This window comes from Paenibacillus turpanensis (assembly GCF_011421635.1).
In the GTDB taxonomy this organism is placed as follows: domain Bacteria; phylum Bacillota; class Bacilli; order Paenibacillales; family YIM-B00363; genus Paenibacillus_AK; species Paenibacillus_AK turpanensis.
Genome location: NZ_WTLI01000002.1, coordinates 298,725 through 322,914, shown reverse-complemented (window position 1 = coordinate 322,914; position 24,190 = coordinate 298,725). Strand labels below are relative to the sequence as shown.

Sequence of the window (24,190 nt, the reverse complement as noted above, 5' to 3'; positions counted from 1 at the left end):
GGAGCTTCCCTGTATGAGCTTTCCGATAACTCGTAACCGCAGACTTCGCGGTTCCAAATCGATGCGTGCTCTTGTTCGTGAGACGCATCTGCATCCTGAGCAGCTGGTGTATCCGCTATTTGTAACCCATGGCACAAACATTAAAGATGAAATCCCTTCGATGCCGGGCGTTTATCATTTCTCGCTGGATCGCTTGGAGGAAGAGGTCCATGAAGCGTATTCGCTTGGATTGCGTTCGCTTCTTCTGTTCGGCCTCCCGGCCTCCAAGGACGAGTGCGGCAGCTCAGCGCATGACGAAGCTGAGGTGATGCAGGAGGCGACACGACGGATCAAGAAGTGGCATCCGGATATGCTCGTTATTGCCGATACGTGTCTATGCCATTATACGGAGCACGGCCACTGCGGCATTATTGTCAAGGACAAGCTAACCGGCGAGGCCGTGATTGATAATGATTCGACACTAGAAGTTTTGGTGAAAACGGCCGTATCCCAAGCGCGTGCAGGGGCGGATATTATCGCCCCAAGCAATATGATGGATGGATATGTGCAGGCCATTCGCGCAGGCTTGGATGAAGCCGGATTCGCGCATATTCCGATCATGGCATATTCGGTTAAATATTCGTCGGCGTTCTATGGTCCATTCCGCGATGCCGCGCATTCCGCGCCGCAGTTTGGCGACCGCAAAACGTATCAAATGGATCCGGCTAACTCGAGAGAAGCGCTTCGTGAAGCGGAGAATGACGTGCTTGAAGGCGCAGATATGCTGATGGTAAAGCCTGCGTTAGCCTATATGGATATTATCCGTATGCTGCGCGACCAATTTGATTTGCCGATCGTCGCTTACAACGTAAGTGCTGAGTACGCTATGGTCAAAGCGGCGGCTCAAAACGGATGGATTGACGAAAAGGCAATCGTGATGGAAATGCTCACAGGCCTTCGCCGGGCTGGGGCGGATATTATTTTGACGTACTTTGCAAAAGACGCAGCCCGCTGGCTAAAAGAATAGACATAGAACCTTCCATGAACTGTCATTGTTTTGTCGATAAACCCTGGTCTTCGCAAGTTGTGACACACTTGGAATTCGGGCATAATAGGAGCGAATATACTTTCATGCCGGAAATTACCGGAGCGGAAATGAGGTTGCAACCATGAGCTACAACGATATGTTTTTACGTGCCTGCCGCAAGGAAGAGGTAACACATGTGCCGGTATGGTATATGAGGCAGGCGGGCCGGTACGATCCGGATTATCAGAAAATTAAAGAGAAATACAGTCTGCTTGAAATTTGCATGCAGCCGGAGCTTGCCGCAGAAGTTACCTTGATGCCGATCCGTAAGCTTGGCGTCGACGCGGCCATTTTGTATTCGGATATTATGAATCCGGTTGCTTCGCTTGGCGTGAAGTTCGATATTGTAAAAAATATCGGTCCGGTCATCGAAAATCCGATTCGCACGGCGGATGATGTACATAAGCTGCGTCCGATCAACGTTGAGCAGGATCTCGGACACATTCTTGAAACGATCCGTATATTGGACCGCGAGCTCAAGGTGCCGCTAATTTCGTTTGCCGGGGCTCCATTTACGATTGCCAGCTATTTGATCGAAGGCCGTCCTTCCAAGAGCTACATCCGGACGAAGTCGATGATGTATTCGGAGCCGGAGCTCTGGAATACGCTTATGGACAAGCTGGGCGACATGGTGATTTCTTATCTTCGGGCGCATATCCGGAACGGAGCGAAGGCGATCCAGCTGTTCGACAGCTGGGTAGGATCACTTGCGCCTCGCGACTTTAAAGTTTTCGTGCTCCCGACCATCGAGCGGATCTTTAGGGAGCTTAGCGATCTGCCGCAGCCAAAAATTTATTTCCCTGGAGTAAATTCCGGCGAGCTTCTTCCACTGCTGGGCAATGTTCAGGCAGATGTTATCGGTCTCGATTGGCGCGTATCGATCGCAGAAGGACGCCGCCGTCTTGGACCGAAGTTCGCCGTCCAAGGGAACCTCGACCCTTACTTGCTGGAGGCGCCGATGAATGTCATCGAATCCTATGCTGCCGCGATCATTGACGAGGGCATGCAGGAGCCGGGACATATTTTTAACTTAGGACACGGCTTGTACCCTGAGGCATCCTTAGATAAGTTAAAGCGGCTTACCGATTTTATCCATCGTTATTCGGAAGAAGCGTACAAAATCCGTAAAGAAGGAGTGGCGGAAGTATGAAAAAAATCGGCGTGTTGGTAATGTCTTATGGAACACCGGAAAGCTTGGACGGAATCGAGGCGTATTACACCCATATCCGTCATGGACGTCCGCCTTCAGCTGAACAGCTGGAAGACTTGCGCAGCCGTTACGAAGCGATCGTAGGGGGAGTATTCCCACTGCGCGAGCATACGGATAACCAAGTTAAAGGTCTTCAGGAAGCGCTAAACCGTCTGTACCCTGATAACGAGTTTGTGTGCTATCAGGGGCTGAAGCACGTTGCTCCTTTCATTGAGGACGGCGTACAGCAAATGGCGCGCGATGGAATCAAAGAAGCGGTTGGTGTCGTACTCGCACCTCATTTCTCTACGATGAGCGTTGGCAGCTACAATAAGCGGGCGAAGGAAACGGCTGAAGAGGCTGGAATCTCCATGACCTGCGTAGAAAGCTACCACTTGCATCCGAAGCTGCTTGAAGCCTTAGAGAAGCGGATTCAGGCGGCTCTGCAAAAATTCCCGGCAGATAAGCGCGATCAGGTGAAGGTGCTGTTCAGCGCGCACAGCTTGCCGGAGAAAATCTTGGAAATCGGTGATCCGTATCCGAAGCAGCTGATGGAAACATCGGAGGAGCTGGCGAAGCGCTGCGGCATTACGAACTGGCAGTTTGCGTGGCAAAGCGCCGGCCAAACAGGAACGCCTTGGCTTGGACCGGACATTCAAGATGTCATCCGCACGGTGCATGAAGAGGAAGGCGTTCAGCAAATTCTCGTTTGTCCGATCGGATTCGTGTCGGATCATCTGGAAGTGCTGTACGATATCGATATCGAATGCAAGCAGGTTGCTTCGGAGATTGGGGTTCAGCTGGAGCGTACGGAATCGCTGAATACCGATCCGCTTTATATGGAGACGCTTGCCTCGGTTGTTGCTGCTCAACTGGAAAGGGTGTAGCTCGTAATGGAAGCAAAGACGCTTGTGATTGTCGGCGGCGGGATTACCGGTTTATCTGCTGCCTTTTATGCGAAACAAGCCGCTGCGCGAAGCGGAGCGAAGATCCGAATTGTACTGATCGAAAAAGCCCCCCGTCTTGGGGGGAAAATACATACACTGCGACGTGACGGCTTTGTGATTGAGAAGGGACCGGATTCCTTTCTTTCCCGCAAGCTTCCCATCTTAGAGTTAACCCGGGATCTGAATTTTGATTCGGAGCTGGTGCCGCTGGATCCGAACAATAAAAAAACCTATATCCTTCATCATGGCAAGCTGCACCGGATTCCTCCGGGAACCATGATGGGAATTCCGACCGAAGTAGGCCCGTTCGTTTTGACCGGGCTGCTCTCGCTTGCAGGCAAACTTCGGGCCGGGCTCGATCTGGTGCTGCCAAGACGGAACGAAGACAGCGATGAGTCGTTGGGGCATTTCTTGGAGCGCCGTCTCGGACGCGAGGTTTTGCAGCATGTGGCGGAGCCGCTGCTAGGCGGTATTTACGCAGGGGATGTTTATAAATTGAGCTTGCGGGCGACTTTCCCACAGTTCCAGCAGCTGGAAAAAAAGTACCGCAGCTTGATTCTAGGCATGAAAGCTGGAAAAACAACGTCGAATGAAGGCACAAAGCTGCCGGAGCTTGCCCGCCAAAGCGCATTTTTAAGCTATGGGAGGGGCCTTGAGTCCTTATCCGATCGTTTAATTGAAGAGCTGCAGGGAATAGAATTATGGACTGGTACACAGGTTATGCGAATTGATACGGACCCTTCCGGCGGTAAAAAATTGGAGTACAAGCGGGGGGAGGAAAGAGGAGAGCTGTTGGCGGACGGCGTGATCGTAACGCTTCCTGCCTATGCGGTCCCTGAGCTCTTCCCTAGCGTTCCGGCAGTTGCTGAGCTGGAACAAATTCCTTACGTGTCGGTGGCCAATGTCGCGATTGCGTTTGATCGCAGCCAGCTTAAGCATCCATTGGACGCCTCCGGCTTTGTCATACCTAGAACGGAAGGCACCTTCATGACGGCATGCACCTGGACTTCCTCCAAATGGTCGCATGTCGCTCCGAAGGATAAAGCGCTGATTCGGTGTTATGTGGGCAGAACGGGCGAAGAGGAATGGCAGCAAATGGACGATCAGGCGATTGTCCAAAGAGTGCGGGGCGAGTTGAAGCATCTGATGGGCATTGACGCGGAGCCGCTGTTCTATGAGGTAACGCGTTTAATGAATTCGATGCCTCAATATCCTGTCGGGCATTTGGATCGTCTGCGTAAGATTCGAGCGGCATTAAATCCGGATGGAGTGCAAATTTGGCTTGCCGGCGGAGCTTATGAAGGCGTTGGTTTACCGGATTGCATTCGGCAGGGCCGTGATGCGGCAAGAGATGCTGTGAGCCGCATCGCCGGAGAGTAACCCGCCGCTGCTGCAGGGGGTAATGGTTTAGCGTAGCTTGGTTAAGTCCAAGGTGAACTCATTTAATCCTGGTTTTAAAATAGCGCGCTCCTCAAGATCGCGAATGACCTCCATAAGCGCAGACTTGCTGACACCGGCTAAATCCGAAAGCTCGTCATAATTTAGAGAAGTTTTAAACGAAATTTGAGTGCCTTGGCGGCTGCCGCCTTTGTTGGCTAGACGAATTAAGCTTTTGATAACGAGTGTTCGTGCGTCTAGGAATGTAAGGTCATGGATATGCTGGTTGGTATCACGCAGACGGCTTGATAGCTCGCGCATAATGGATAAAGAAATATCGAAATTTGCTTGCAGAACATGAAGAAAATCGTCGCCTTTTAGTAAAATTAGGCTGCTGTCTTCTAAGGTTTGGGCAGAGGCGGAGCGGGGCTTTCCGTCAATTAACGATAGCTCGCCGAAGCAATCCCCGGAATGGAACACCGATAATATTTTTTCACTGCCGGATGTTCCGGTGGTAAAGATTTTAACGGAGCCGGAAACGACGATAAATAATGTGGAGCCATGTTCCTTTTCCCGGAAAAGTAAGGTGCCGGCAGGATAAACACGGCGAGAGCTGGCGGAAGCGACCGTTTGAAGCTGATCATGAGTTAGGCCGCTGAAAAGGGGAGCCCTTTGAAGGTAATTGATCATATATTTCTATTCTCCTGCTTTCTTAGTAGATCTAGTTATTTTACCAAGGAAGATTGATAAAAGGTAGGTGTTTAAGTGAAGTTCACGGAATCGAGTAAACGTAAAGATGACCGATCCAAAGCGGCGTTCGCCCTCGCGAAGGAGAGGATTCCTGGGGGAGTGAACAGCCCGGTGCGGGCTTTTAAGTCGGTTGGCTTGACCCCGATGTTTATTGAAAAGGCCCTGGGCTCCAAGGTCTATGATATAGACGGGAATGAGTTTGTAGATTATATCGGCTCATGGGGGCCTCTGATTGTAGGTCATGCGCACCCCGAGGTGCTAGAGGCCATCCGAGAGACAGCGGCGAAGGGAACGAGCTTTGGAGCGCCTACAGAGCTTGAAACCAAAATGGCGGAGCTCGTATGCGAGCGGATGCCTTCCGTTGAGATGGTGCGTATGGTGAATTCCGGCACCGAGGCGACAATGAGTGCGCTTAGGCTGGCTCGCGGATATACCAAGCGTTCGATCATTATGAAATTTGAAGGCTGTTATCACGGGCATGCGGATGCACTGCTGATTAAAGCGGGCTCCGGTGTGGCCACACTGGGGCTGCCTGATAGCCCTGGAGTGCCGGAAAGTGTTGCTTCCAATACGATCACCGTACCGTATAACGATCTGGAATCGGTAAAGCTTGCTTTTGAACGGTACGGCGAGCAGATTGCGGCGTTAATTGTAGAACCGATTGCCGGCAATATGGGAGTTGTTCCGCCAAAGCCTGGATTCCTTGAAGGACTTCGGGAAATTACGAAGGAGGCAGGGGCGCTGCTCATTTTTGACGAGGTCATGACCGGTTTCCGCGTTCATAAGAACAGCGCACAGGGCCTGTACGGCGTAACGCCGGATTTAACCTGTATGGGCAAGGTGATCGGTGGAGGCCTGCCGGTCGGCGCTTACGGGGGCCGCCGCGATATTATGGAAATGATCGCGCCGAGCGGACCGATTTATCAAGCGGGCACATTGTCGGGAAATCCGTTGGCAATGGCTGCGGGCTACACGACACTGACTTTGCTTGGAAAGCCGGGCGTGTACGAAGAATTGGATCGTAAAGGAGCCCGGCTGGAGCAGGGCTTTGCGGCAAATGCTGCGGAGTTCGGAATTTCAAGCACGATTAATCGTGTCGGTTCAATGGTTTGTCCGTTTTTCACGGGAACGCAAGTGACCGACTATGAGACAGCGAAAACATCCGACCTGCAAGCATTTAATGTTGTGTTCGGGCATTTGCTGGATGTTGGCGTATCGATCGCACCTTCCCAGTTTGAAGGGATGTTCGTTTCAACGGCGCATTCGGATGAGGATATCGAATTTACCATTGCAGCGCATCGCGAGGCATTGCGGCGTTTCGTTGAACAAAAATAAAGAAGCCAGGGAGATGAGCTCCCTGGCTTCTTTGCTGCGTGAGGCAGATTCGCGCATTAGCAGTTTGCCGGTTGAAACAAGCTGAATGTCCGTCGGCTCGGTATGTAAATCCAAAAGGCTTGTCCGATTAGCTGCTCGTTCCACCTGCCGGTGCGGTTGTTCCTGCATTCGTTGCTGGAGCTGTGCCGGAAGTACTGCCGCCGCTTCCGCTCGGTCCCGCTGCTCCTGTGGCACCGGCAGCGGGAGATGTACTTGTACCCGCACCTGATGTGGTACCTCCACCAGAGGAAGTTCCACCGCTTGAGGCAGGAGCCGTTGGCTGAGCGCCCGACTGGCTTGGACTTGCTGCATCGCCGCCTGATGAGCCGGCTCCTGTAGAGCCGGAGCCGGTAGTACCGGCTCCACCCTCAGGGGCGGTTTCAGGCTTTTGCTGCGTTGGCCCCGGTGCTGTCGGTGCCGGTGCAGGTACCGACGGGGATGAACCGCCGTTGCTTCCTGCCGCCGGATCACCGGCTGGCGGCGTTGTCGCGGCAGGAGGAGCATTATTGCTGGCATCCGGATTACCCGGGGAGCCAGTTCCTTTGGATTCATCTATGCCAAGCCAATTGGTACCCCCGGAAGTGTTTCCGGATTCCTCATTCCCATTCGGCTTTGGCTGTTCGGTATTCTGCTTCGGAGCATTTCCTGTTCCGTTGGTCTCGCCCGCTGAACCGGCTGGAGTGCTCTCCGAAGCTGGTTTTTTCGTCGTTGACCCGGAGCTGCTTCCGCTCGATTTCTTCTGGGATTGCTCTCGGAGGAAGTCCGGATGATCGTAAGCGCCGCCCGGATCAATTTCCGAGATCCCTTCCCAAACGTTATCTACCTGAATATCGTCCGGGTTGTCAAAGACCAGCATGCCGGAAGGCAGTCGGCGTTCGCCCCAGCGGCTGGACGGCTTGGTGACCAGCTCGCCTTCGTAAACCAATTCGGAGGAAGCCCCTCCATCAAGGAAGCCTGCATTCACGACACCGCGCTCCAGAAACAAATCCTGCACTTCCTTCAGCGTTGCACCAACACTGTGGGTTTGTCGCCCGTCGATTACGGCGACGAATACCGTACCATCGGCCGTTTGGCCGACCGCTGTTCTCGGTGCGCGCCCCCAGCCGCCGTCGCCGCTCGTAATGAGCGGCTTGCCGTTGGCGATGAAGCGAGGGTAAAACATAACCGCTTCTCTCATTTTCATTTCTTTCATTTCGCGGAGCGAATACTTGCCAACGACAAGCGTGCCGTCCTCGGTGAAGCCGACGACATGCTGCGGGGAATCCTCCGGATGGTCATTGTAGAGCACCTCGCCGCCCGACATAATGATACCGATCGGCGCAAAACCGTTACCAAGCCCATCAGGGTCAACGAAACCGCCGCCGTTAAAGCCAGCCACCGCTCCGGTTCGTTCTACCATGGAGCTGATGCGTTCGCCTTCACCCGGCTTGTTCGGCACAACGACGCGGATCGCCCGAGGGTCGCACACCTTCATGAGCTTTCCTTTCCAGAGGGTTCCTGAGATATCCTCAAGCTCAACCAAGGGCTCACAGGCAATTTGCTTCGTTGTTGTAATTAAGTTTAGATTTTGCTTTTCTTTGCCATATTCGTCGGTTTGCTGCTGCATCTTGCGAACCATATAGTCCCGCTTTTCCGTGCCGACCAATACCCAAGCCCAGCTTCGATGACGGGTGGTCATTACGGTTTCAGCCAAAAACTCCCGGATGGTCTCGCCGGGAGGCGTTAAGTACAAAAAGCTTGATGTTGCGGCAGACAATATCGCTCCGGATAAAAGCAGCTTCTTCAGCCAGCTCCAGCCACGCAGCTCTCTCCCTGTCTCCGCGATCCATTGATATGCAGTATTCAAATTTAGTCCTCTCCCGTGGTTCAGTCTCTTCTCTATTTTTTATAAGTGACATCAATTGATTTTATATGGATTTCGGCATGGGCATGCCATTCTTAATCATATCATAAACGAGGTTATTCAGGTTGTGGAATTTGCTTGAAAAGTTTTGTGGAATGGACCGTGCGCTTGGCCCATATACATGTATAGACGTAATATCTGAGAGGAGGAGTTCTCGTGTCGGAACAACCATCCGGTCTGCGTTTCGATATTTATGAACGGGTGCATTTGGCTGACGATGTACCGGGCATAGAAGCTTTGGAGGAAATCGAGCTGGTTCCAGAAATTCAGGTGGTTTCGCAGGGCGATCAAGCTTTATTAAAAGGAAATTTGCTGCTCTCCGGCGCTTATTTGCCGGAAGGGGAGAACAGAGAAACCCAAACGCTTACTCATTACATACCGGTAGAAATTACGCTGCCGATGAACCGTGTAAGCAGGCTGGAAGAAATTGCGGTTGAGATTGAAAACTTTGACATCGAGCTGCTTTCCCGCAAAAGCATTAATGTAACCGGCGTGCTTTCTTTGCATGGGATCGAAATGGTTTCTTCGGCGCCGCGCTCGTGGCGCGAGGAGGATTTGGTGTTCACGCACCGGGCGGAGGAGCGCGAGGATGCAGGGGAACGCGAAGCGGCGGAGCCTGCCGCAGCCGTGAATGCTCAGACGGATGCGAAGCCTGTCGCTGCAGAAGCCTCCGCTGAGGTGAACGCTGCAGCCGAGCCAGCGCCAGCCGCTTTCTCTTCAGCTGTCGAGCCTATTCCAGCGGCGGCCGTAGAGCCGCAGCCGAAGACTGAGACAGCTCCTGCGCTAGAGGAGGCAAACGAGCCGGCCGCACAGCTTAGTGCGGCAGAGGAAGCCGTTCCGCCAGCGGCGAACGCGCCTGTTGAAGCTGAAGAGGCTTTGGAAGCTGCTAATGAGCCAGGCCAGGATATGGATAATGCACCTGTAGAAGCGCCAGAGGTGCTAGAAGCGATCGAGGAAGCTCCGGTGGAGAAAAAGTCGGAACCGAAAATCGCCTTTGGCGCGAAGCCGGGAACCGTTACCGCTCCAGGACCGCTTGGCGGTTTGAACTCGCTGCTTGGTAAGCGAAACGGCGGTTCCACTGATGCTTCTGCTCAAGGAGAAGCTGGTTTCGACAAGACGGAAAAGCAGGCAAGAAACAACCAGCAGCTCAGCGATGCGGCTCTTAAGGAACGCTTGGAATGGAAAAACCTGCTTATGCGCAAAGAAGAGGAAGGCCAGGGCTTCCGCAAGGTTCGCATGTGCATTGTACAGAAGGAAGAAACGATGGATACGATCGCGGAGCGCTACAACATCAGCGCGAAGCAAATCGCGCTTTATAACCGCATGGCTGAGCCTTCCCTGCAGGAAGGACAAATCATTTACATTCCGGCGAACTAATCGGACGTTGTAAGCCTCATAACAAAACAAGAAGCTGTGCCGCAGTGACTATGCGGCGCAGCTTCTTTTCATAGGTTTGTGTTTTTTATGTACATCTTTTTCAAGTTCATAATTCCCTAGTACATATTTAAGAGAAAGCCAAGATACGCTAAAAATAAGCCGAACAATAGGAAAATATCGAATGGAGTAGGCATGAGCAGCGTTCTAACAAATTGAATACAAATGAGCGGGAACATGACGCCTTTTACCGTATACCGGAATTTCCACCACCATCGCTGCATTTTCGTATCCCTCCTATCCATCATTTTCAAAAACAGCGCTGTTCCATGTTTATGAATACTCGAATAGGTTAATGCTGGAACTAACGACGATTTTGGCTGATGGTGCAGGGAAATATTGACGTTCGCTGCGATCATCGTTATCATATGTAGTATTGATGAATAGCTATACCGACTGAGATGCGGAGTAGTAGTCCGTGGCCCCTTCAGAGAATGGAACCCTTAGGGTGGAAGGTTCCTAGGATCAGGCCAGGAGCGAAGGTCGCCGCGGAGTCGCTTGCATAAAGCCGGCCGCAGCCGTTATCTGCATGAAAGTGTCACCCGATCCGGCCGAACCGGTAAAGCTCGGGTGAAACAAAGGTGGTACCACGGAAGCTTGCCTTTCGTCCTTTGAGGACGGAGGGCTTTTTTTGTTGTAAACTGATTAAAGCTGGAGGATGATTTTCCGATGACCGAAGCAAATGCACAAAACGGCTTAACGATGCCGACAACCTACGAACCCAAAGAAGCAGAGCGCAAATGGACGGAATACTGGCTGAATAATGGTTTTTTTAAGGCCGGTAGCCGTACCGACGCAGAAACGTACACGATCGTCATTCCGCCGCCGAACGTAACCGGTGTGCTTCATATCGGGCATGCGCTCGATTTTACGCTGCAGGACATCATGGTCCGCGCTAAGCGCATGCAGGGCTACGACGCCCTCTGGCTGCCGGGAACGGATCATGCCGGAATCGCTACGCAGGCGAAGGTGGAACAGAAACTGCGCGAGGAAGGCGTAAGCCGTTATGATCTTGGCCGCGAGAAATTTTTGGAGAAGGTTTGGGATTGGAAGGAATATTCGCAGAAAACGATCCATGAGCAATGGTCGAAAATGGGCTTCTCGCTGGATTATTCCCGCGAGCGCTTTACGATGGACGAAGGGCTTTCCCAGGCGGTTCGCGAAGTGTTTGTCCGTTTATATGAAAAGGGCTTGATTTACCGCGGCAACAAAATTATTAACTGGGACCCGGCTGCCCGCACCGCTTTGTCGGATATTGAAGTAGAGTACAAAGAGGTTCAAGGCGCGCTTTATCATTTGCAGTATCCGCTTAAGGATGGCAGCGGCCACATTGTGGTGGCGACGACGCGTCCAGAGACGATGCTGGGCGATACGGCGGTAGCGGTTCATCCGGAGGATGAGCGTTACAAGCATATGATCGGCAAGATGCTCGTTCTCCCGATTATCGGGCGGGAAATTCCGGTTATTGCAGATGAGTATGTCGATAAGGAGTTCGGCAGCGGCGCGGTAAAAATTACGCCGGCTCACGACCCGAACGACTTTGAGGTCGGGCTGCGTCATGATCTGCCGCAAATCCTCGTGATGGACGAGAGCGGCAAGATGAACGATGCGGCCGGCAAGTACGCCGGCATGGATCGCTTCGACTGCCGCAAGCAGATCGTTGCGGACATGAAGGAACAAGGCGTGCTGCTTCGCATTGAGGAGCATACGCATCAGGTCGGCCACAGCGAGCGCAGCGGCGCGGTTGTTGAGCCCTACCTGTCCACGCAGTGGTTCGTCAAAATGCAGCCGCTGGCCGATCGTGCCATTGAAGTGCAGAAGTCGGGGCAGGGCGTCCGCTTTGTACCGGACCGCTTCGAGAAGACGTACCTGCACTGGATCGAAAATATTCGCGATTGGTGTATCTCCCGCCAGCTGTGGTGGGGGCACCGTATCCCGGCTTGGTACTGCGAAAGCTGCGGCGGCATGACGGTAGCATCCAGCGATCCGTCGGCATGTAAGCACTGCGGCAGCGCCTCGATCCAGCAGGATAATGATGTGCTCGATACATGGTTCAGCTCCGGCCTGTGGCCGTTCTCCACGCTTGGCTGGCCGAATGAGCAGTCGGAGGACTTCAAGCGGTTTTATCCTACGGATGTGCTCGTTACGGGCTACGATATTATTTTCTTCTGGGTCGCACGGATGATTTTCACGGCTCTGGAGTTTACGGACCAGAATCCGTTTAAGGATGTGCTGATCCACGGTCTTGTCCGCGACTCCGAAGGACGTAAGATGTCCAAGTCGCTCGGCAACGGGGTCGATCCGCTTGAGGTTATTGAGAAGTACGGCGCGGATGCGATGCGCTTTATGCTGTCTACCGGCATCACTCCGGGACAGGATTTGCGCTTCCGTTGGGAGCGGGTCGAGCAGGCGCGCAACTTTGCGAATAAGATATGGAATGCATCCCGCTTTGCGCTGATGAATCTGCAGGACTTTACCGCTGAAGATATCCAGCTTGATACGGACAAGATGAATACCGCGGACCGCTGGATTTTGCATCGTCTTAATGAAACGGCTCGCGAAGTCACTCGTTTAATCGACAGCTATGAATTCGGTGAAACCGGCCGTGTTTTATACAACTTTATTTGGGATGATCTGTGCGATTGGTATATCGAATTTGCCAAGCTCAGTCTGTACGGTACGGATGCGGAAGCGAAAAAGACGACTCAGTCGGTGCTCTCGTATGTGCTGGACCAAACGATGCGCCTGATCCATCCTTTTATGCCGTTTATCAGTGAAGAAATTTGGCAGCATCTGCCGCATCAAGGCGAGACGATTACACTGGCGAAGTGGCCGGTTTATGAAGCACGTTTCGAAGCCGACGCGGCCGTAAAGGAAATGGAGCTGCTCATGGACGTCATCCGCGCCGTGCGGAACATCAGGGCGGAAGTGAACGTGCCGATGAGCAAGAAGGTTGAGCTCGCGGTGAAGCCCGGCAGCGAGGAAATTAGTGCTGTATTGACACGCAACCGTCATTATATCGAGCGCTTCTGCGGAACGTCGAAGCTGGATATCGCTGCAAGCATGGCTCCGCCGGAAAAAGCGATGACCGCCGTTGTGACCGGAGCAGAGCTGTTCCTGCCTCTGGCTGGACTCATCGATATTGCTCAAGAGGTTGGCCGACTTGAGAAGGAGCTGGCTACGCTGAACGGCGAGGTAGAGCGCATCGACAAGAAGCTGGCGAACGAAGGCTTCGTGGCGAAGGCTCCGGCTGCCGTTATCGAAGAAGAACGCCGCAAGCGCGAGGACTACATCGATAAACGCGACAAGGTGCTTGCGCGCATCGCGGAGCTGAAAAGCTAATTGGGGACGGAGGGAATCGAAATGGAGCCAAATACAAATGCCCCGTTCGCGAATGCGGAGGAGGCAATCAGCTGGATCAAAGGGCTGATTGCCTTTGGCCCCAAGCCGGGATTAAAGCGGATGGAGTATATGATGGAGCGGTTCGGGAATCCGGAGCGTCGGCTGAAGTTTATTCACGTCGCCGGGACGAACGGCAAGGGCTCGACCTGCGCCTATTTAACGCGGGCGCTTATGCAGGCCGGATACGATGTCGGCACCTTCACCTCTCCTTATTTAACCCGGTTTACGGATCGGATTCAGCATAATGGAGTAGACTTGGCGGATGAGGACCTGCTCAACATTGCAAATCGCTTAAAGCCTGTTGCCGATGAAATGGAAGGGTCGGATATTGGCTCTCCAACGATGTTCGAGGTTACAACAGCTGCCGCGCTTATTTATTTTGCAACCGTGTCTTACCCTGATTTTGTCGTCTGGGAAACAGGGCTTGGCGGAAGGCTCGACTCTACAAATATCGTAACTCCAGTCGTTTCGGTTATCACGAATGTAGGTTTCGATCATACGGATGTACTAGGGGAGACAATTGCGGAGATTGCTGCGGAAAAGGCCGGCATTATTAAGCCGGGCGTGCCGGTGGTGACGACCGCCGAGCATCCGGAGGCGCTTCAGGTGTTTCGCGAAACTGCGGAGCAGCGTAAATCGAAGCTGTATGTTCTAGGTGAGGATTTTGAGGTCGAGGTCGGAGAGGTGCAGAAAAATAAGCAGGTGTTCCATTTCGACGGACCGTTTCGTAAGCTTCCCGATATGACCCTCACGATGAACGGGGAGCACCAGGTGAAAAATGCCGCCGCGGCATTAATGACGCTGGAGGTGCTGCGCCAATACTATGCCGCGCTGCTTGATCCGGAAGACCTGCTTCAGGCGTTCCGTGAAACGAGCTGGCTGGGCAGATTAGAGGCGATAGAGCTTGCTGACCGCCCAGGATTGCAGGTCCTCCTTGACGGCGCCCATAATCCGGAGGGGGCCGCGGCATTAGCGGACGCATTAAAGAAGGTTTACACGTATAAAAAGCTGCATCTATTGATCGGAATGCTTTCAACTAAGAATCATAAAGATTATTTGCAGCATATACTACCTATAGCGAATTCGATCTTATTTACTGAGCCCGATTTCCGCAAGAAATTAGAGGCGGAGGAGCTTTTTCGGGTAGCTTCGGAGCTGAAAGCCGAAACTGGCGCTGCCGCTGAGCTTTTCTGTGAACCGGAGTGGAGCCGTGCGTTGGAACAACTGCTAGATCGTGCGGAATCTGGAGACTTGGCAGTGATCTCCGGATCTCTTTATTTAATTTCCGATGTGCGTGCGCAGCTGATGAAGCTGACGGATACTGACAAAGGATGGTGACGGGGCCTTGAGTTCTCTGGAGCATGTTCATTTTATCGGCATCGGCGGGTATGGAATGAGTGCCATCGCCCGTGTGATGCTGGAAATGGGGTACCGGGTTACGGGTTCGGACGTCGCTCAGCAGGAGCTGACGGAGAAACTTACGGCCAAAGGCGCCGGTGTATATATAGGACACCACGAGCGGAATGTTCAGGGCGCCGATCTAGTCGTCTATTCTACAGCCCTTTCCAAGGATAATGTAGAAATGGCGGCTGCGCAGCAAATGAATATTCCGATCATTCATCGCTCGCAAATGCTGGCCCGGCTGATGGATCAGAAGAAGGGCATAGCCGTAGCAGGCGCTCACGGAAAAACGACGACCTCTTCGATGATTGCGCTGGTGATGGAAGAAACGGGAATGGATCCGACTTTTATTATCGGCGGGGAAATTATGAATGTCGGCAGCAATGCGAAAGCGGGCAAAGGGGAGTACGTCGTTGCCGAGGCGGATGAGAGCGATGGCTCGTTCCTCCAGTACCACCCAACACTCGGGATCGTGACCAATATTGAAGCCGATCACTTGGAAAATTACGACGGGAATTTTGAAAATTTGAAGGAAGCTTATCGTAAATTTTTAAGCCAAGTGAAGGATGGCGGAAAGGCAGTCGTCTGTTTAGACGATCCATACTTACAAGAAATGCTGTCCGGAATTCGCTCGGAGGTTGTTACCTACGGCATTACCAGCGATGCGGACTATGTTGCGGAAAATATTGAACTTGGCGACCGCCGGGTATCGTTTGATGTGAGAAGCCGTGAAGGCGTTCTAGGCAGGTTGGAGCTGTCCGTACCGGGCCGTCATAACGTGCTGAATGCGCTGGCTACTCTCATTGTTTGCCTTGAGGCGGGCGTATCCTTTGCGGCGGTTGCGGAGGCAATCAAGGAGTTCCGCGGGGCCAAGCGCCGCTTCCAGGTGCTGGGTGAGGTTAACGATATTTTGGTGATCGACGATTATGCGCATCATCCGACGGAAATCCAAGCCACAATTGTGGCTGCGAAAGCGACGGGTAAAAAGATCATCGCCGTTTTTCAGCCGCAACGCTATACGCGAACGTTCTTCCTGCTTGATTCGTTCAGCCGTGCGTTCGCGGATGCGGACGAGGTCATCATCACGGATATATTCTCACCCGCCGGAGAGCAGCAAATTGAAGGCGTCAGCTCGCAGCGGCTGGTTGATCTAATCCGCCTAAACAGTAATGCCAATGTGAAGTACATTTCGACGAAGGAAGAAGTGCTGGAGCATTTGATGCATGACACGAAGAGCGGTGACTTGGTTCTAACGATGGGGGCAGGGGATATTTGGAAAACAGCTTATGAGCTGGCCAAAAGGCTGCCGGAGCGATTTGCTTAGTGTCTCGCGTTACCGTTAAGTAAGCCTGTGCAGGAATCCTCGGATCCGGCATAGGCTTTTTTTATGGGGCTTGTTCTATTCTCTCATTTTCTATCATAGAGATGATAGAAATGAAGGACAAGGGAGCGGATCGCAATGAGCAAAGCGAGAATGACAATCAAGCTGGACCCTGCAAGAGAGAACCATAAATCGATTATTCCGTTGAGCCGTGAGGATTATCGCGTGGAACCGGAGCAGGAGCCGGTGCAGGCGGCGCCTGATGAATGGCCCTCATCGATAGACCATTGGGAAGTGCCCGGGGAATCGGGGGTTACGGTTCGGGGCGGCAGCCCGGAGGTCGGCGGTTTCCAGTCGGAAAAGGAAGTAACGACGTCGACGAACCGAGGAAGGGACTTCAACCATTCCGCCGAGCTTAATCCATTTCTAAACGATTACAGCGCGTGGAGCACGCCGATTGATCCGGAGACGGAGCGGGTGGAGCGAATGATCCGGAATTCCGACCCGGAGCCGGAAACGTTCGAGCAGCCACGAAGATCTAACGAATCCATGGATCGGGGACCCGTTCTAGAAGGGTACGGCACATGGAGCTCATACATGGGGGAGGAAAGTGGCCGAACTTCGCGCAGTGCGAGCTATCGAAAGCGGAGCGATGTGCCGTGGCTGCGAGTCGTCATTTCCGTCACGGGGGCCGTTGTTACCGGACTTGCTATCGGCAGCTTGGCTCTACAGCTGTTCACCGGATCGGATACATTAGAAGTGGTTAGCGGCGACCCTGCACGAACAGGCGTTGCGGGTGAAGCAGGGGCGGTTACGGCCGGAGCTGCCGTTTCCTCGAATGGAACAGAAGTGTCGGGACCGGCGGTTGCGGCTGCGGTGCAGGCAGCTAGCTATGTCGTTCTCCAAAACGGCGTATTCTCTGAGCAGCAGGGCGCGCAAAACGCCGTCGATGCCCTAAAGAAAAAAGGTCTTGCCGCCTCCGTTTATCAGGAGGATAACAAATATTTCGTTTACGCCGGCATGACGAAGGATCGCGATCAGGCTTTGGCTTTAAGCCGTTTGCTGCAAAAGGAGCAGTTTGAAGTATTCATCAAACCGCTTGAAATCCCCGCTGTGGCACAAATCCAGTGGAGTGGAGCGAATGCCGATGCGCCAAAAGCATTTTTTGCCCAGCTGCAAAGTTTAGCGGATATGATCGGTGCATTAACGGCGCTGCATTTGGACACCGGGGCGACCTCCAAGCTTGCGGACGGCACAGTGGAAAAGGTGAAGAGCGCGCATCAAAGCTTTAACACAGCAGCAGCTAAAATGAGTGAGGGGGCCGCCCCGGCACAAGCGGAGCAGGTAAAGGCGATCGGCAATGCGATGAATACGGCCGTTCGCTCCATGGAAGAATACGCGAAGCAGCCGAACGCTGCCTACTTATGGCAGGCGCAAAGCGCATCTATGGATGCGATGATTGCACAGAAGACACTGCTTTCAGCTGCGGCAGTTCAATAATAATAGTAAAAAAAAGCTTACGTCCCGTTTTCTTGAAAGGGGCATAAGCTTTTTTTCTTATTTCGTTTCCTTTGCAGCCTTGTCGTTGGTTTGTAAATAAGTCAAATAGCGATCAATGACCACTGCGGTTTCCGCTCTGGTGACGAAGCGGCTCGGATCATAGGTTCGTCCTGTACCCGTACCGCGGAGCAAACCGATTTGGTTCAGGTGGCCGATGGCTTCGCCTGCCCAGTGGTCTGTAGACACGTCCTTGAAGACACCGGAAGCTTTGGCAGCAGCTGTTGAAGAAGCTTCTGTGCCAGTTTGGCTTTTCGCCGTTCTGCTGTTTACATAACGGTTAACGATCACCGCTAGCTCCGCTCGGGAAACCGTGTTGTCCGGCTTGATTGAGCCGTCCGGAAATCCTGTGATTTTACCGGTGAGCGCAGCGACAGACAGAGGCTTATAAGCCCAATGGTTATCCAGAAGGTCTTTGTAAGGAAGCAGCTTCGAGCGGGCGGATTCGATCGTGACCGGCGCGGGTTTTACGGCCTTTTTGGAGCTTGCAGCATCCTCGGCAGCGCCGTTCTCCGCTTCACGATCTTCGAGCGCTTCCGCACGCTCCATCATCGTGATCAGCTCCGCACGTGTTAAGGAGCGTTCGGGCAAAAAGCGGCTGTCCACACCGTTGACAATGCTGCTTTTCTTCAAGCGGACAACGGAATCATTGGCCCAATGGCTGGCCATATCTCTGAAGGACGCGCTGTCCTTCGTACCCTTTGCTCCGGACGAGCCTTCAGCTGACGGTTTTTTGGCTTGCTGCTCGGGTTCAGGCAAATATGCGTCGATTCCTTCGGAAATCCCTTCTGCCATTCGCTGCCGTACGCTTTCGTTAGCCAGCAGCGCAGCATCGGAAGGATTTGAGAGAAAGGCTGTTTCGACGAGAATGCTTGGTATATCGCCCATTCGAACCATATAAGCGGCGCTTGGTACCGTTCCGAGGTTTACCGTCCCTGCTTTTTGCACGAGCGCACCTTGAACCGCCTCGGCAAGCTTATGGCTTTCCTCCCAAATATCGATCATCGCCGATGAAGCAGGGTACCTGCTCTGCGGGTAACGGTGATCGTAATATAGCACGAGAGAGCCTTTGGCATCCTTTGTTGTATGGGCGTTTGCATGTACGGAGACGAGAATATCGCCCTTCATGCTGGACACGATTTGGATACGTTCACTCAAGGATAAGCTTTGATCGGACGTTCTCGTTAATAGCACCTGGTGTCCTTTTTTTTCAAGGCTTACTTGGAGTCGTTTGGATATATCGAAATTTACCGTTTTTTCATACAGTCCGTTTATGCCAACCGCGCCTGGATCTTTGCCTCCATGACCGGGATCGATAATGATTTTTGCAGCGGAGGCCGTCCCAGGCAGCAGGATCGACACGGCTAACGCAGCCGACAGCACTGTAAGCGGAGTCCTTTTCATAGAATCCCACCTCCCCGAACTATTTTACTAGGAAGCAGGGAGAGGAACATCCTATAAATGTTGCCATTACAGCACCTTTATCCTCTATAATAGGGAATGCGGCCCAGCTCAGCCGAAGCCATGTTAATAGAATGGGAGAGAGCTTGATGAAAAAGAACACGATTACCTTTGTTGTGGTGATTTTGCTTGGTCTGCTGACCGGGACGATTTTATCGGAGCTGCTGGCGCCCGTCCCCGCACTTTCGTTTTTAACGAAATACGCAGAAATCGAGTGGCAGCCGCGGGCAAACTTTAATTTTTTAGCGTACGATTTACATTTTCTTGTACGAATTAATTTGATTGGTCTCGTCTGTTTGGCGGCGGCATTTTGGATTTATCGAAAGCTGTAGTAATATGGAAGGAAAAGGAAATGGATAGGGTGATGGAAATGGCAACAACTTCAAGCTTGAAGCTCGTTTTAGCTTCCTCGTCTCCGCGCAGGCAGGAGCTGCTTCGGCTGCTTCAGCTTCCATTTACAATCGTGACTAGGGATACGGATGAGAGCACGGAGCCCGGAATGTCTCCGGCCTGTATCGTTGAATCGCTTTCGCTTCGCAAAGCGGAGGCGGTACGGCAGCATCTCGCGGATCAAGGGGATACGGACAGTCTTATTATCGGTTCGGATACGATCGTCGTTCTTGACGGACAGGCGCTGGGCAAGCCATCCGGGAAAGAGGATGCGCTGCGTATGCTTCAAGCGCTTCGGGGACGCGAGCATGAAGTGTACAGCGGGGTTGCTTGTGTGGACGCCTCTAGAGGCATCGCCAAGGTGAAGCACCGCGTAACGAAGGTTTATATGAAGCCGCTCCGCGACGAGCAGCTGGCTCGGTACATCGCCACCGGCGAACCCATGGATAAAGCGGGGGCATACGGGATTCAGGGGATGGGCGCGATGCTTGTGGACAAGATTGAAGGCGACTTCTTTAACGTCGTTGGTCTGCCGGTATCGCTCCTGAGTGAAATGCTGCTTGATTTCGGGTTCGAAGTGCTTTAATTTATAAGAATACATAACAGGTGAAGCACACCTTGCAGTTTTCCATCCATTATGGAGGGGAGAGTGCGGGGTGTGCTTTTTGTATTGACCAATCAAAGGGGGATAATAATGACAAGCGGTAATTCGATTCCTTTAAAGCATGTACCCGAGGAGGAGCGGCCCCGTGAGAGGCTTGTTCAAGCTGGAGCGGAGGCACTTAGTCATGCCGAGCTTTTGGCGATTTTGCTTCGTACGGGAACAAAGTCGTACAGTGCGGTAGCCTTGGCTCAAAAACTGCTCGCTGAAGCGGGCGGAATCCGGCAGCTTGCGGATCTTGGCCTTGAGCAGCTGACCGCGCTGCACGGGATGGGCCCGGTTAAGGCGGTGCAGCTGCTCGCCGGCATCGAGCTGGGACGCCGGATGGCGGCTTCCGCGCTGCAGGAAAAGCCGGTCATCCGCTCGCCAAAGGACGCTGCCGATTTATTAACCGAACGAATGAGGTATTTACAGAAGGAACACTTCGTATGTTTATTTTTGAATACGAAAAATGCGGTCATCGGACATGAAACACTCTCGGTCGGCAGCCTCAATGCCTCGATCGTTCATCCGAGAGAGGTATACCGGGCGGCAATTCAGAAGGGATGTGCATCGATTATTTGCGCGCATAACCATCCGAGCGGGGATCCGACGCCGAGCCCAGAGGATATCCAAATGACGCAAAGGCTCATGGAGGCCGGGGATATTATCGGGATTGAGGTGCTTGATCATCTTATTATTGGCGAACAAAAATTCGTCAGTTTGAAGGAGCTGGGTTTGATGTAATATAATATAGAGAATCTGTGCATTTTGAGCCCGACTTTGAAAGGAGTCACATTTACATATGTTTGGATGGTTGAACACGAAGGATTTGGGGATCGACCTTGGTACGGCGAATACCCTCGTTTACGTCAAAGGAAAAGGCATCGTTGTCCGCGAACCGTCCGTTGTCGCTCTAAGGACTGATACCAAGACTATTGAGGCGGTCGGAGAGCATGCCAAGAAAATGATTGGGCGTACGCCTGGAAATATTCGCGCAGTTCGACCGATGAAGGACGGCGTAATCGCCGATTTCGAAACAACGGCTACCATGATTAAATATTTTATTCGACAGGCGCAAAAGCAAAATTCCATTCTAGGACGCCATCCTAGCGTAATGGTTTGCGTGCCGTCAGGCATAACCGCAGTGGAGAAGCGCGCCGTGGAGGACGCAACCCGCCAAGCGGGAGCCAAAGAGGCGTACACGATTGAGGAGCCTTTTGCGGCGGCGATCGGCGCCGACCTGCCGGTTTGGGAGCCGACAGGAAGCATGGTCGTTGACATCGGGGGCGGGACGACGGAAGTCGCAGTAATCTCGCTTGGCGGCATTGTGACCAGCCGTTCGATCCGGATCGCCGGCGACGAGATGGACGAGTCGATCATTCAATATATCAAGCGTTCCTATAATCTCATGATCGGGGAACGTACCTCCGAGCAGCTCAAGATGGAGGTCGGCTCTGCCCTGACGCTTGATCCGGCACAATCGATGGAAATCCGCGGCCGTGATTTGGTGACAGGCCTTCCGAAGACGATGACGATTACATCGACGGAAATTACCGAAGCGCTGCTCGATACAGTTAATGCGATTGTGGACGCTGTGAAAAACACGCTGGAGAAGTGCCCTCCAGAGCTTTCCGCCGATATTATGGATCGCGGGATCGTGCTTACCGGCGGGGGCGGCTTGCTGCGCAACCTGGATAAGCTGCTTGCGAGAGAGACGGGAATGCCGGTCATCGTGGCCGATAATCCGCTGGACTGCGTAGCGATTGGAACCGGAAGGGCGCTAGACAATATTCATTTGTTCAAAACGAAATCTTCTCCAGCCTCCCGTTCGCGCAGATAAATATTGAACGGAACGGCAGGTGGAGAGAAGGTAAGTGGGTGGTAGTTCGGCATGTTTAAGCTTATGGGGAACAAACGGTTGATTTTTTTGATGGCCGGGATCATATTTTTCATCGCGATAATGGGACTATCCTATGGACAACGCGAAAAGGTAACGGCTCCAGAGATGTTTGTGAAGGATACGGTTTCCTTTTTACAGGGGCTTGTGTATACACCGGTTCGAATGGTCTCAGAGTTTCTGGAGGATGTTCGCGATCTTCGCACCTTGTACGTTGAAAACCGCGAGCTGAAGCTGACGTTGTCCCAGTATGCCCGCGATTCCGCGCGCCTGAATGAGCTGGAGGCGCAAAATATTCGTCTGAAGGAAGAGCTCGAATTTACTGAACGTCAAAAAGCGGCGAACAATTATAAGTACCGGATCGCGGAAGTGATCGCTGATAACAGCTCGGATCCGTATAATCAAACGATTACGATTAATCTTGGGGAGAAGGATGGCATTCGCCCGGATATGGCGGTGACCAGTGTAGATGGCTTGGTCGGACGCGTCGTTCGTGTGTTTCCTTTCCATTCCAACGTGCAGCTGATCACCAATTTGGACAGCGAGTCGAATCAGACGAAAGCGATCGCTGCGACCGTAATGGGGAATAATGACTCCTTCGGTATGATAGAAACGTTTGAGGACGGAAAGCTGGTCATGACAAAGATCATCCAGTCGGATGAGCTGAAGGAAGGCGACACGGTTATCACCTCCGGGCTTGGGCAGGTATTTCCAAGCGGAATTCCAATTGGCAAGGTTGTTTCCCGAAAGGTAGGTGACTTCGGTCTGACGTACACGGCATTAATTGAGCCGGCTTCGTCATTTACGCATTTGCGTGAAGTATTTGTGATCGAAGTGCCGGAATGAAAACAGTCCTGCAGCGTTATTTCTATTGGATAGCCCTATTCATTTTATTTTTGCTGGAAGGCTCCTTGGTGCCATGGATTTTGCCCGTCGCTTGGCAGTCCACGATCCATGCGGCCCCGCATTTGGTGCTTGTTGGGGTGCTCTTTCTCGGTGTATTTACAAATCGGCATCTTGCGTTATTTACCGGGCTAGCCTTCGGCTTCCTGCACGATATCGTGCATTACGGCATTATGATTGGCGTTCATGCTTTTGCTCTTGGCCTTTGCGGGTATTTGGCAGGCGTGCTTACGCTTTCAGCCCGCAGGCCATTTGTTGTTGTAATGACGATCGTAACCGTCTGCTCCGCTTGCTTTGAACTGGCATTATATTTGATCTATCACGTGTTTCAGGTTCATTCCATGTCTTTCAACAAAGCGTTTACTACGATTATGCTTCCAAGTCTGCTCATTACCCTGCTGTTCTCCCTTGTCATTTATGCGCCCGCCCGAAAACTTCTGCAACAATTTAAAGAGAAGTCGGAGGAAAAAGGCGATTGACCGGCGAAATATATAGGTCGGGAGGGCGAAGGGAATGACATCACTGAAGCATCGCGTCACAATCAAAGGAGTGAAGGATGGACTCGTCTTTCTGCTGGATGACGAATGCGATTATGAAGAGCTGGTTCAAGAGCTTGAACATAAATTGGAAAAAACGCATCAAACCTTTTTGACCGGTCCGATCGTGCATGTGAATGTGAAGCTCGGTGCCCGAGAGGTAACGGATAAGCAGAAAACCGAAATTCGTTCGATCATCGGCCGTCAAGGGAACCTGATGATACAATCGATCGAGTCGGAAGCGGATCAAGCCGTTAAGGCGGATGAAAAGGAAGCAGACAAAGGAATTCAAACCTTAAACGGAATCGTCCGTTCCGGGCAAACACTGCATCATGAAGGCAATTTGCTGTTCATGGGCGATGTGAACCCTGGGGGTACCTTAACGTGTACGGGCGACATTTTTGTAATGGGTTCCTTGCGGGGCTTGGCTCACGCTGGACGGAACGGAAACGAGAAAGCAATTATCGCCGCATCGCATATGAAACCGACTCAGCTTCGGATTGCGGATATTATAAGCAGGCCTCCGGATGAATGGGGAATCGGAGAGTCCTATATGGAATTCGCCTATCTAAAAGACGGAAAAATGGAAATTGAAAAAATTCAATTTTTGAATCGGATCCGCGGCGGATCGTAGGGGAG

Annotated in this window: 21 protein-coding genes; 17 read left to right on the top strand and 4 right to left on the bottom strand. The window is 52.5% G+C overall.

Features of this window, described 5'->3' with window-relative positions:
• Positions 1-13: 13 nt before the first annotated feature.
• From hemB to hemG, 4 genes are all read left to right on the top strand, one after another.
• The gene (gene hemB / locus GQS10_RS03095; RefSeq protein WP_166238878.1) at positions 14-1,006 is read left to right on the top strand and encodes a porphobilinogen synthase; all 993 of its coding nucleotides are present in this window, start codon (positions 14-16) and stop codon (positions 1,004-1,006) included.
• A gap of 142 nt (positions 1,007-1,148) precedes the next feature.
• Positions 1,149-2,216, top strand: coding sequence for a uroporphyrinogen decarboxylase (gene hemE / locus GQS10_RS03090; protein ID WP_166238876.1), 1,068 nt, complete (start codon positions 1,149-1,151; stop codon positions 2,214-2,216).
• The gene (hemH, locus tag GQS10_RS03085; protein ID WP_166238874.1) at positions 2,213-3,142 is read left to right on the top strand and encodes a ferrochelatase; all 930 of its coding nucleotides are present in this window, start codon (positions 2,213-2,215) and stop codon (positions 3,140-3,142) included. The genes hemE and hemH overlap by 4 nt, the downstream gene beginning before the upstream one ends.
• A 6-nt stretch (positions 3,143-3,148) precedes the next feature.
• Entirely contained in the window at positions 3,149-4,582 is a 1,434-nt protein-coding gene (gene hemG, locus GQS10_RS03080; RefSeq protein WP_166238872.1) for a protoporphyrinogen oxidase, read from the top strand.
• A 27-nt stretch (positions 4,583-4,609) separates the two neighbouring features.
• On the opposite strand, the gene GQS10_RS03075 is transcribed toward hemG, so the two are convergent.
• Positions 4,610-5,269, bottom strand: coding sequence for a Crp/Fnr family transcriptional regulator (locus GQS10_RS03075; protein ID WP_166238870.1), 660 nt, complete (start codon positions 5,267-5,269; stop codon positions 4,610-4,612).
• A gap of 75 nt (positions 5,270-5,344) precedes the next feature.
• On the opposite strand from GQS10_RS03075, the gene hemL reads away from it, so the two are divergent.
• Positions 5,345-6,664 carry a glutamate-1-semialdehyde 2,1-aminomutase gene (gene hemL, locus GQS10_RS03070; RefSeq protein WP_166238868.1) on the top strand — a complete coding sequence of 440 codons (1,320 nt, stop codon included), beginning with the start codon at positions 5,345-5,347 and terminating at the stop codon, positions 6,662-6,664.
• A 127-nt stretch (positions 6,665-6,791) separates the two neighbouring features.
• Here the strand turns inward: hemL and GQS10_RS03065 are convergent, their stop codons facing one another.
• Positions 6,792-8,549, bottom strand: a complete 1,758-nt coding sequence (locus GQS10_RS03065; protein ID WP_166238866.1) for a phosphodiester glycosidase family protein — start codon at positions 8,547-8,549, stop codon at positions 6,792-6,794.
• A 213-nt stretch (positions 8,550-8,762) separates the two neighbouring features.
• Here GQS10_RS03065 and GQS10_RS03060 point away from each other — a divergent pair, with 213 nt between their 5' ends.
• Positions 8,763-9,983, top strand: coding sequence for a LysM peptidoglycan-binding domain-containing protein (locus GQS10_RS03060; RefSeq protein ID WP_166238864.1), 1,221 nt, complete (start codon positions 8,763-8,765; stop codon positions 9,981-9,983).
• Between the two features lie 116 nt (positions 9,984-10,099).
• On the opposite strand, the gene GQS10_RS03055 is transcribed toward GQS10_RS03060, so the two are convergent.
• Positions 10,100-10,264 (bottom strand): hypothetical protein, encoded by a 165-nt coding sequence (locus tag GQS10_RS03055; protein ID WP_166238862.1) that lies wholly within the window; start codon positions 10,262-10,264, stop codon positions 10,100-10,102.
• A 445-nt stretch (positions 10,265-10,709) separates the two neighbouring features.
• Here GQS10_RS03055 and GQS10_RS03050 point away from each other — a divergent pair, with 445 nt between their 5' ends.
• The 4 genes from GQS10_RS03050 (at position 10,710) to GQS10_RS03035 (ending at position 17,664) form a co-directional block, all read left to right on the top strand.
• Entirely contained in the window at positions 10,710-13,382 is a 2,673-nt protein-coding gene (locus GQS10_RS03050) for a valine--tRNA ligase (protein WP_166238860.1), read from the top strand.
• A 21-nt stretch (positions 13,383-13,403) separates the two neighbouring features.
• Entirely contained in the window at positions 13,404-14,780 is a 1,377-nt protein-coding gene (locus tag GQS10_RS03045) for a bifunctional folylpolyglutamate synthase/dihydrofolate synthase (protein WP_166238858.1), read from the top strand.
• Between the two features lie 7 nt (positions 14,781-14,787).
• Positions 14,788-16,167 (top strand): UDP-N-acetylmuramate--L-alanine ligase, encoded by a 1,380-nt coding sequence (murC, locus tag GQS10_RS03040; RefSeq protein ID WP_166238856.1) that lies wholly within the window; start codon positions 14,788-14,790, stop codon positions 16,165-16,167.
• 135 nt (positions 16,168-16,302) lie between these two features.
• Positions 16,303-17,664: an SPOR domain-containing protein gene (locus GQS10_RS03035; protein WP_166238854.1), complete on the top strand. Its 1,362-nt coding sequence runs from the start codon at positions 16,303-16,305 to the stop codon at positions 17,662-17,664.
• A 57-nt stretch (positions 17,665-17,721) separates the two neighbouring features.
• Here GQS10_RS03035 and GQS10_RS03030 read toward each other — a convergent pair whose 3' ends face one another.
• Positions 17,722-19,125: an N-acetylmuramoyl-L-alanine amidase gene (locus GQS10_RS03030; RefSeq protein ID WP_166238852.1), complete on the bottom strand. Its 1,404-nt coding sequence runs from the start codon at positions 19,123-19,125 to the stop codon at positions 17,722-17,724.
• 146 nt (positions 19,126-19,271) lie between these two features.
• On the opposite strand from GQS10_RS03030, the gene GQS10_RS03025 reads away from it, so the two are divergent.
• From GQS10_RS03025 to minC, 7 genes are all read left to right on the top strand, one after another.
• A complete protein-coding gene (locus GQS10_RS03025) occupies positions 19,272-19,514 on the top strand; it encodes a DUF4321 domain-containing protein (RefSeq protein ID WP_243734907.1) in 243 nt (80 codons plus the stop codon).
• A gap of 20 nt (positions 19,515-19,534) precedes the next feature.
• The gene (locus GQS10_RS03020; protein WP_243734906.1) at positions 19,535-20,158 is read left to right on the top strand and encodes a Maf family protein; all 624 of its coding nucleotides are present in this window, start codon (positions 19,535-19,537) and stop codon (positions 20,156-20,158) included.
• A 108-nt stretch (positions 20,159-20,266) separates the two neighbouring features.
• The gene (gene radC, locus GQS10_RS03015) at positions 20,267-20,959 is read left to right on the top strand and encodes a RadC family protein (RefSeq protein WP_166238849.1); all 693 of its coding nucleotides are present in this window, start codon (positions 20,267-20,269) and stop codon (positions 20,957-20,959) included.
• 58 nt (positions 20,960-21,017) lie between these two features.
• Positions 21,018-22,055: a rod shape-determining protein gene (locus GQS10_RS03010; protein ID WP_166238847.1), complete on the top strand. Its 1,038-nt coding sequence runs from the start codon at positions 21,018-21,020 to the stop codon at positions 22,053-22,055.
• A 51-nt stretch (positions 22,056-22,106) separates the two neighbouring features.
• Complete coding sequence (mreC, locus tag GQS10_RS03005) at positions 22,107-22,958, top strand: rod shape-determining protein MreC (RefSeq protein ID WP_166238845.1); 852 nt, start codon at positions 22,107-22,109, stop codon at positions 22,956-22,958.
• Positions 22,955-23,494 (top strand): rod shape-determining protein MreD, encoded by a 540-nt coding sequence (mreD, locus tag GQS10_RS03000; protein WP_166238843.1) that lies wholly within the window; start codon positions 22,955-22,957, stop codon positions 23,492-23,494. Before mreC ends, mreD begins: the two co-directional genes overlap by 4 nt.
• A 34-nt stretch (positions 23,495-23,528) precedes the next feature.
• Positions 23,529-24,185: a septum site-determining protein MinC gene (gene minC, locus GQS10_RS02995; RefSeq protein WP_166238841.1), complete on the top strand. Its 657-nt coding sequence runs from the start codon at positions 23,529-23,531 to the stop codon at positions 24,183-24,185.
• Positions 24,186-24,190: the final 5 nt, after the last annotated feature.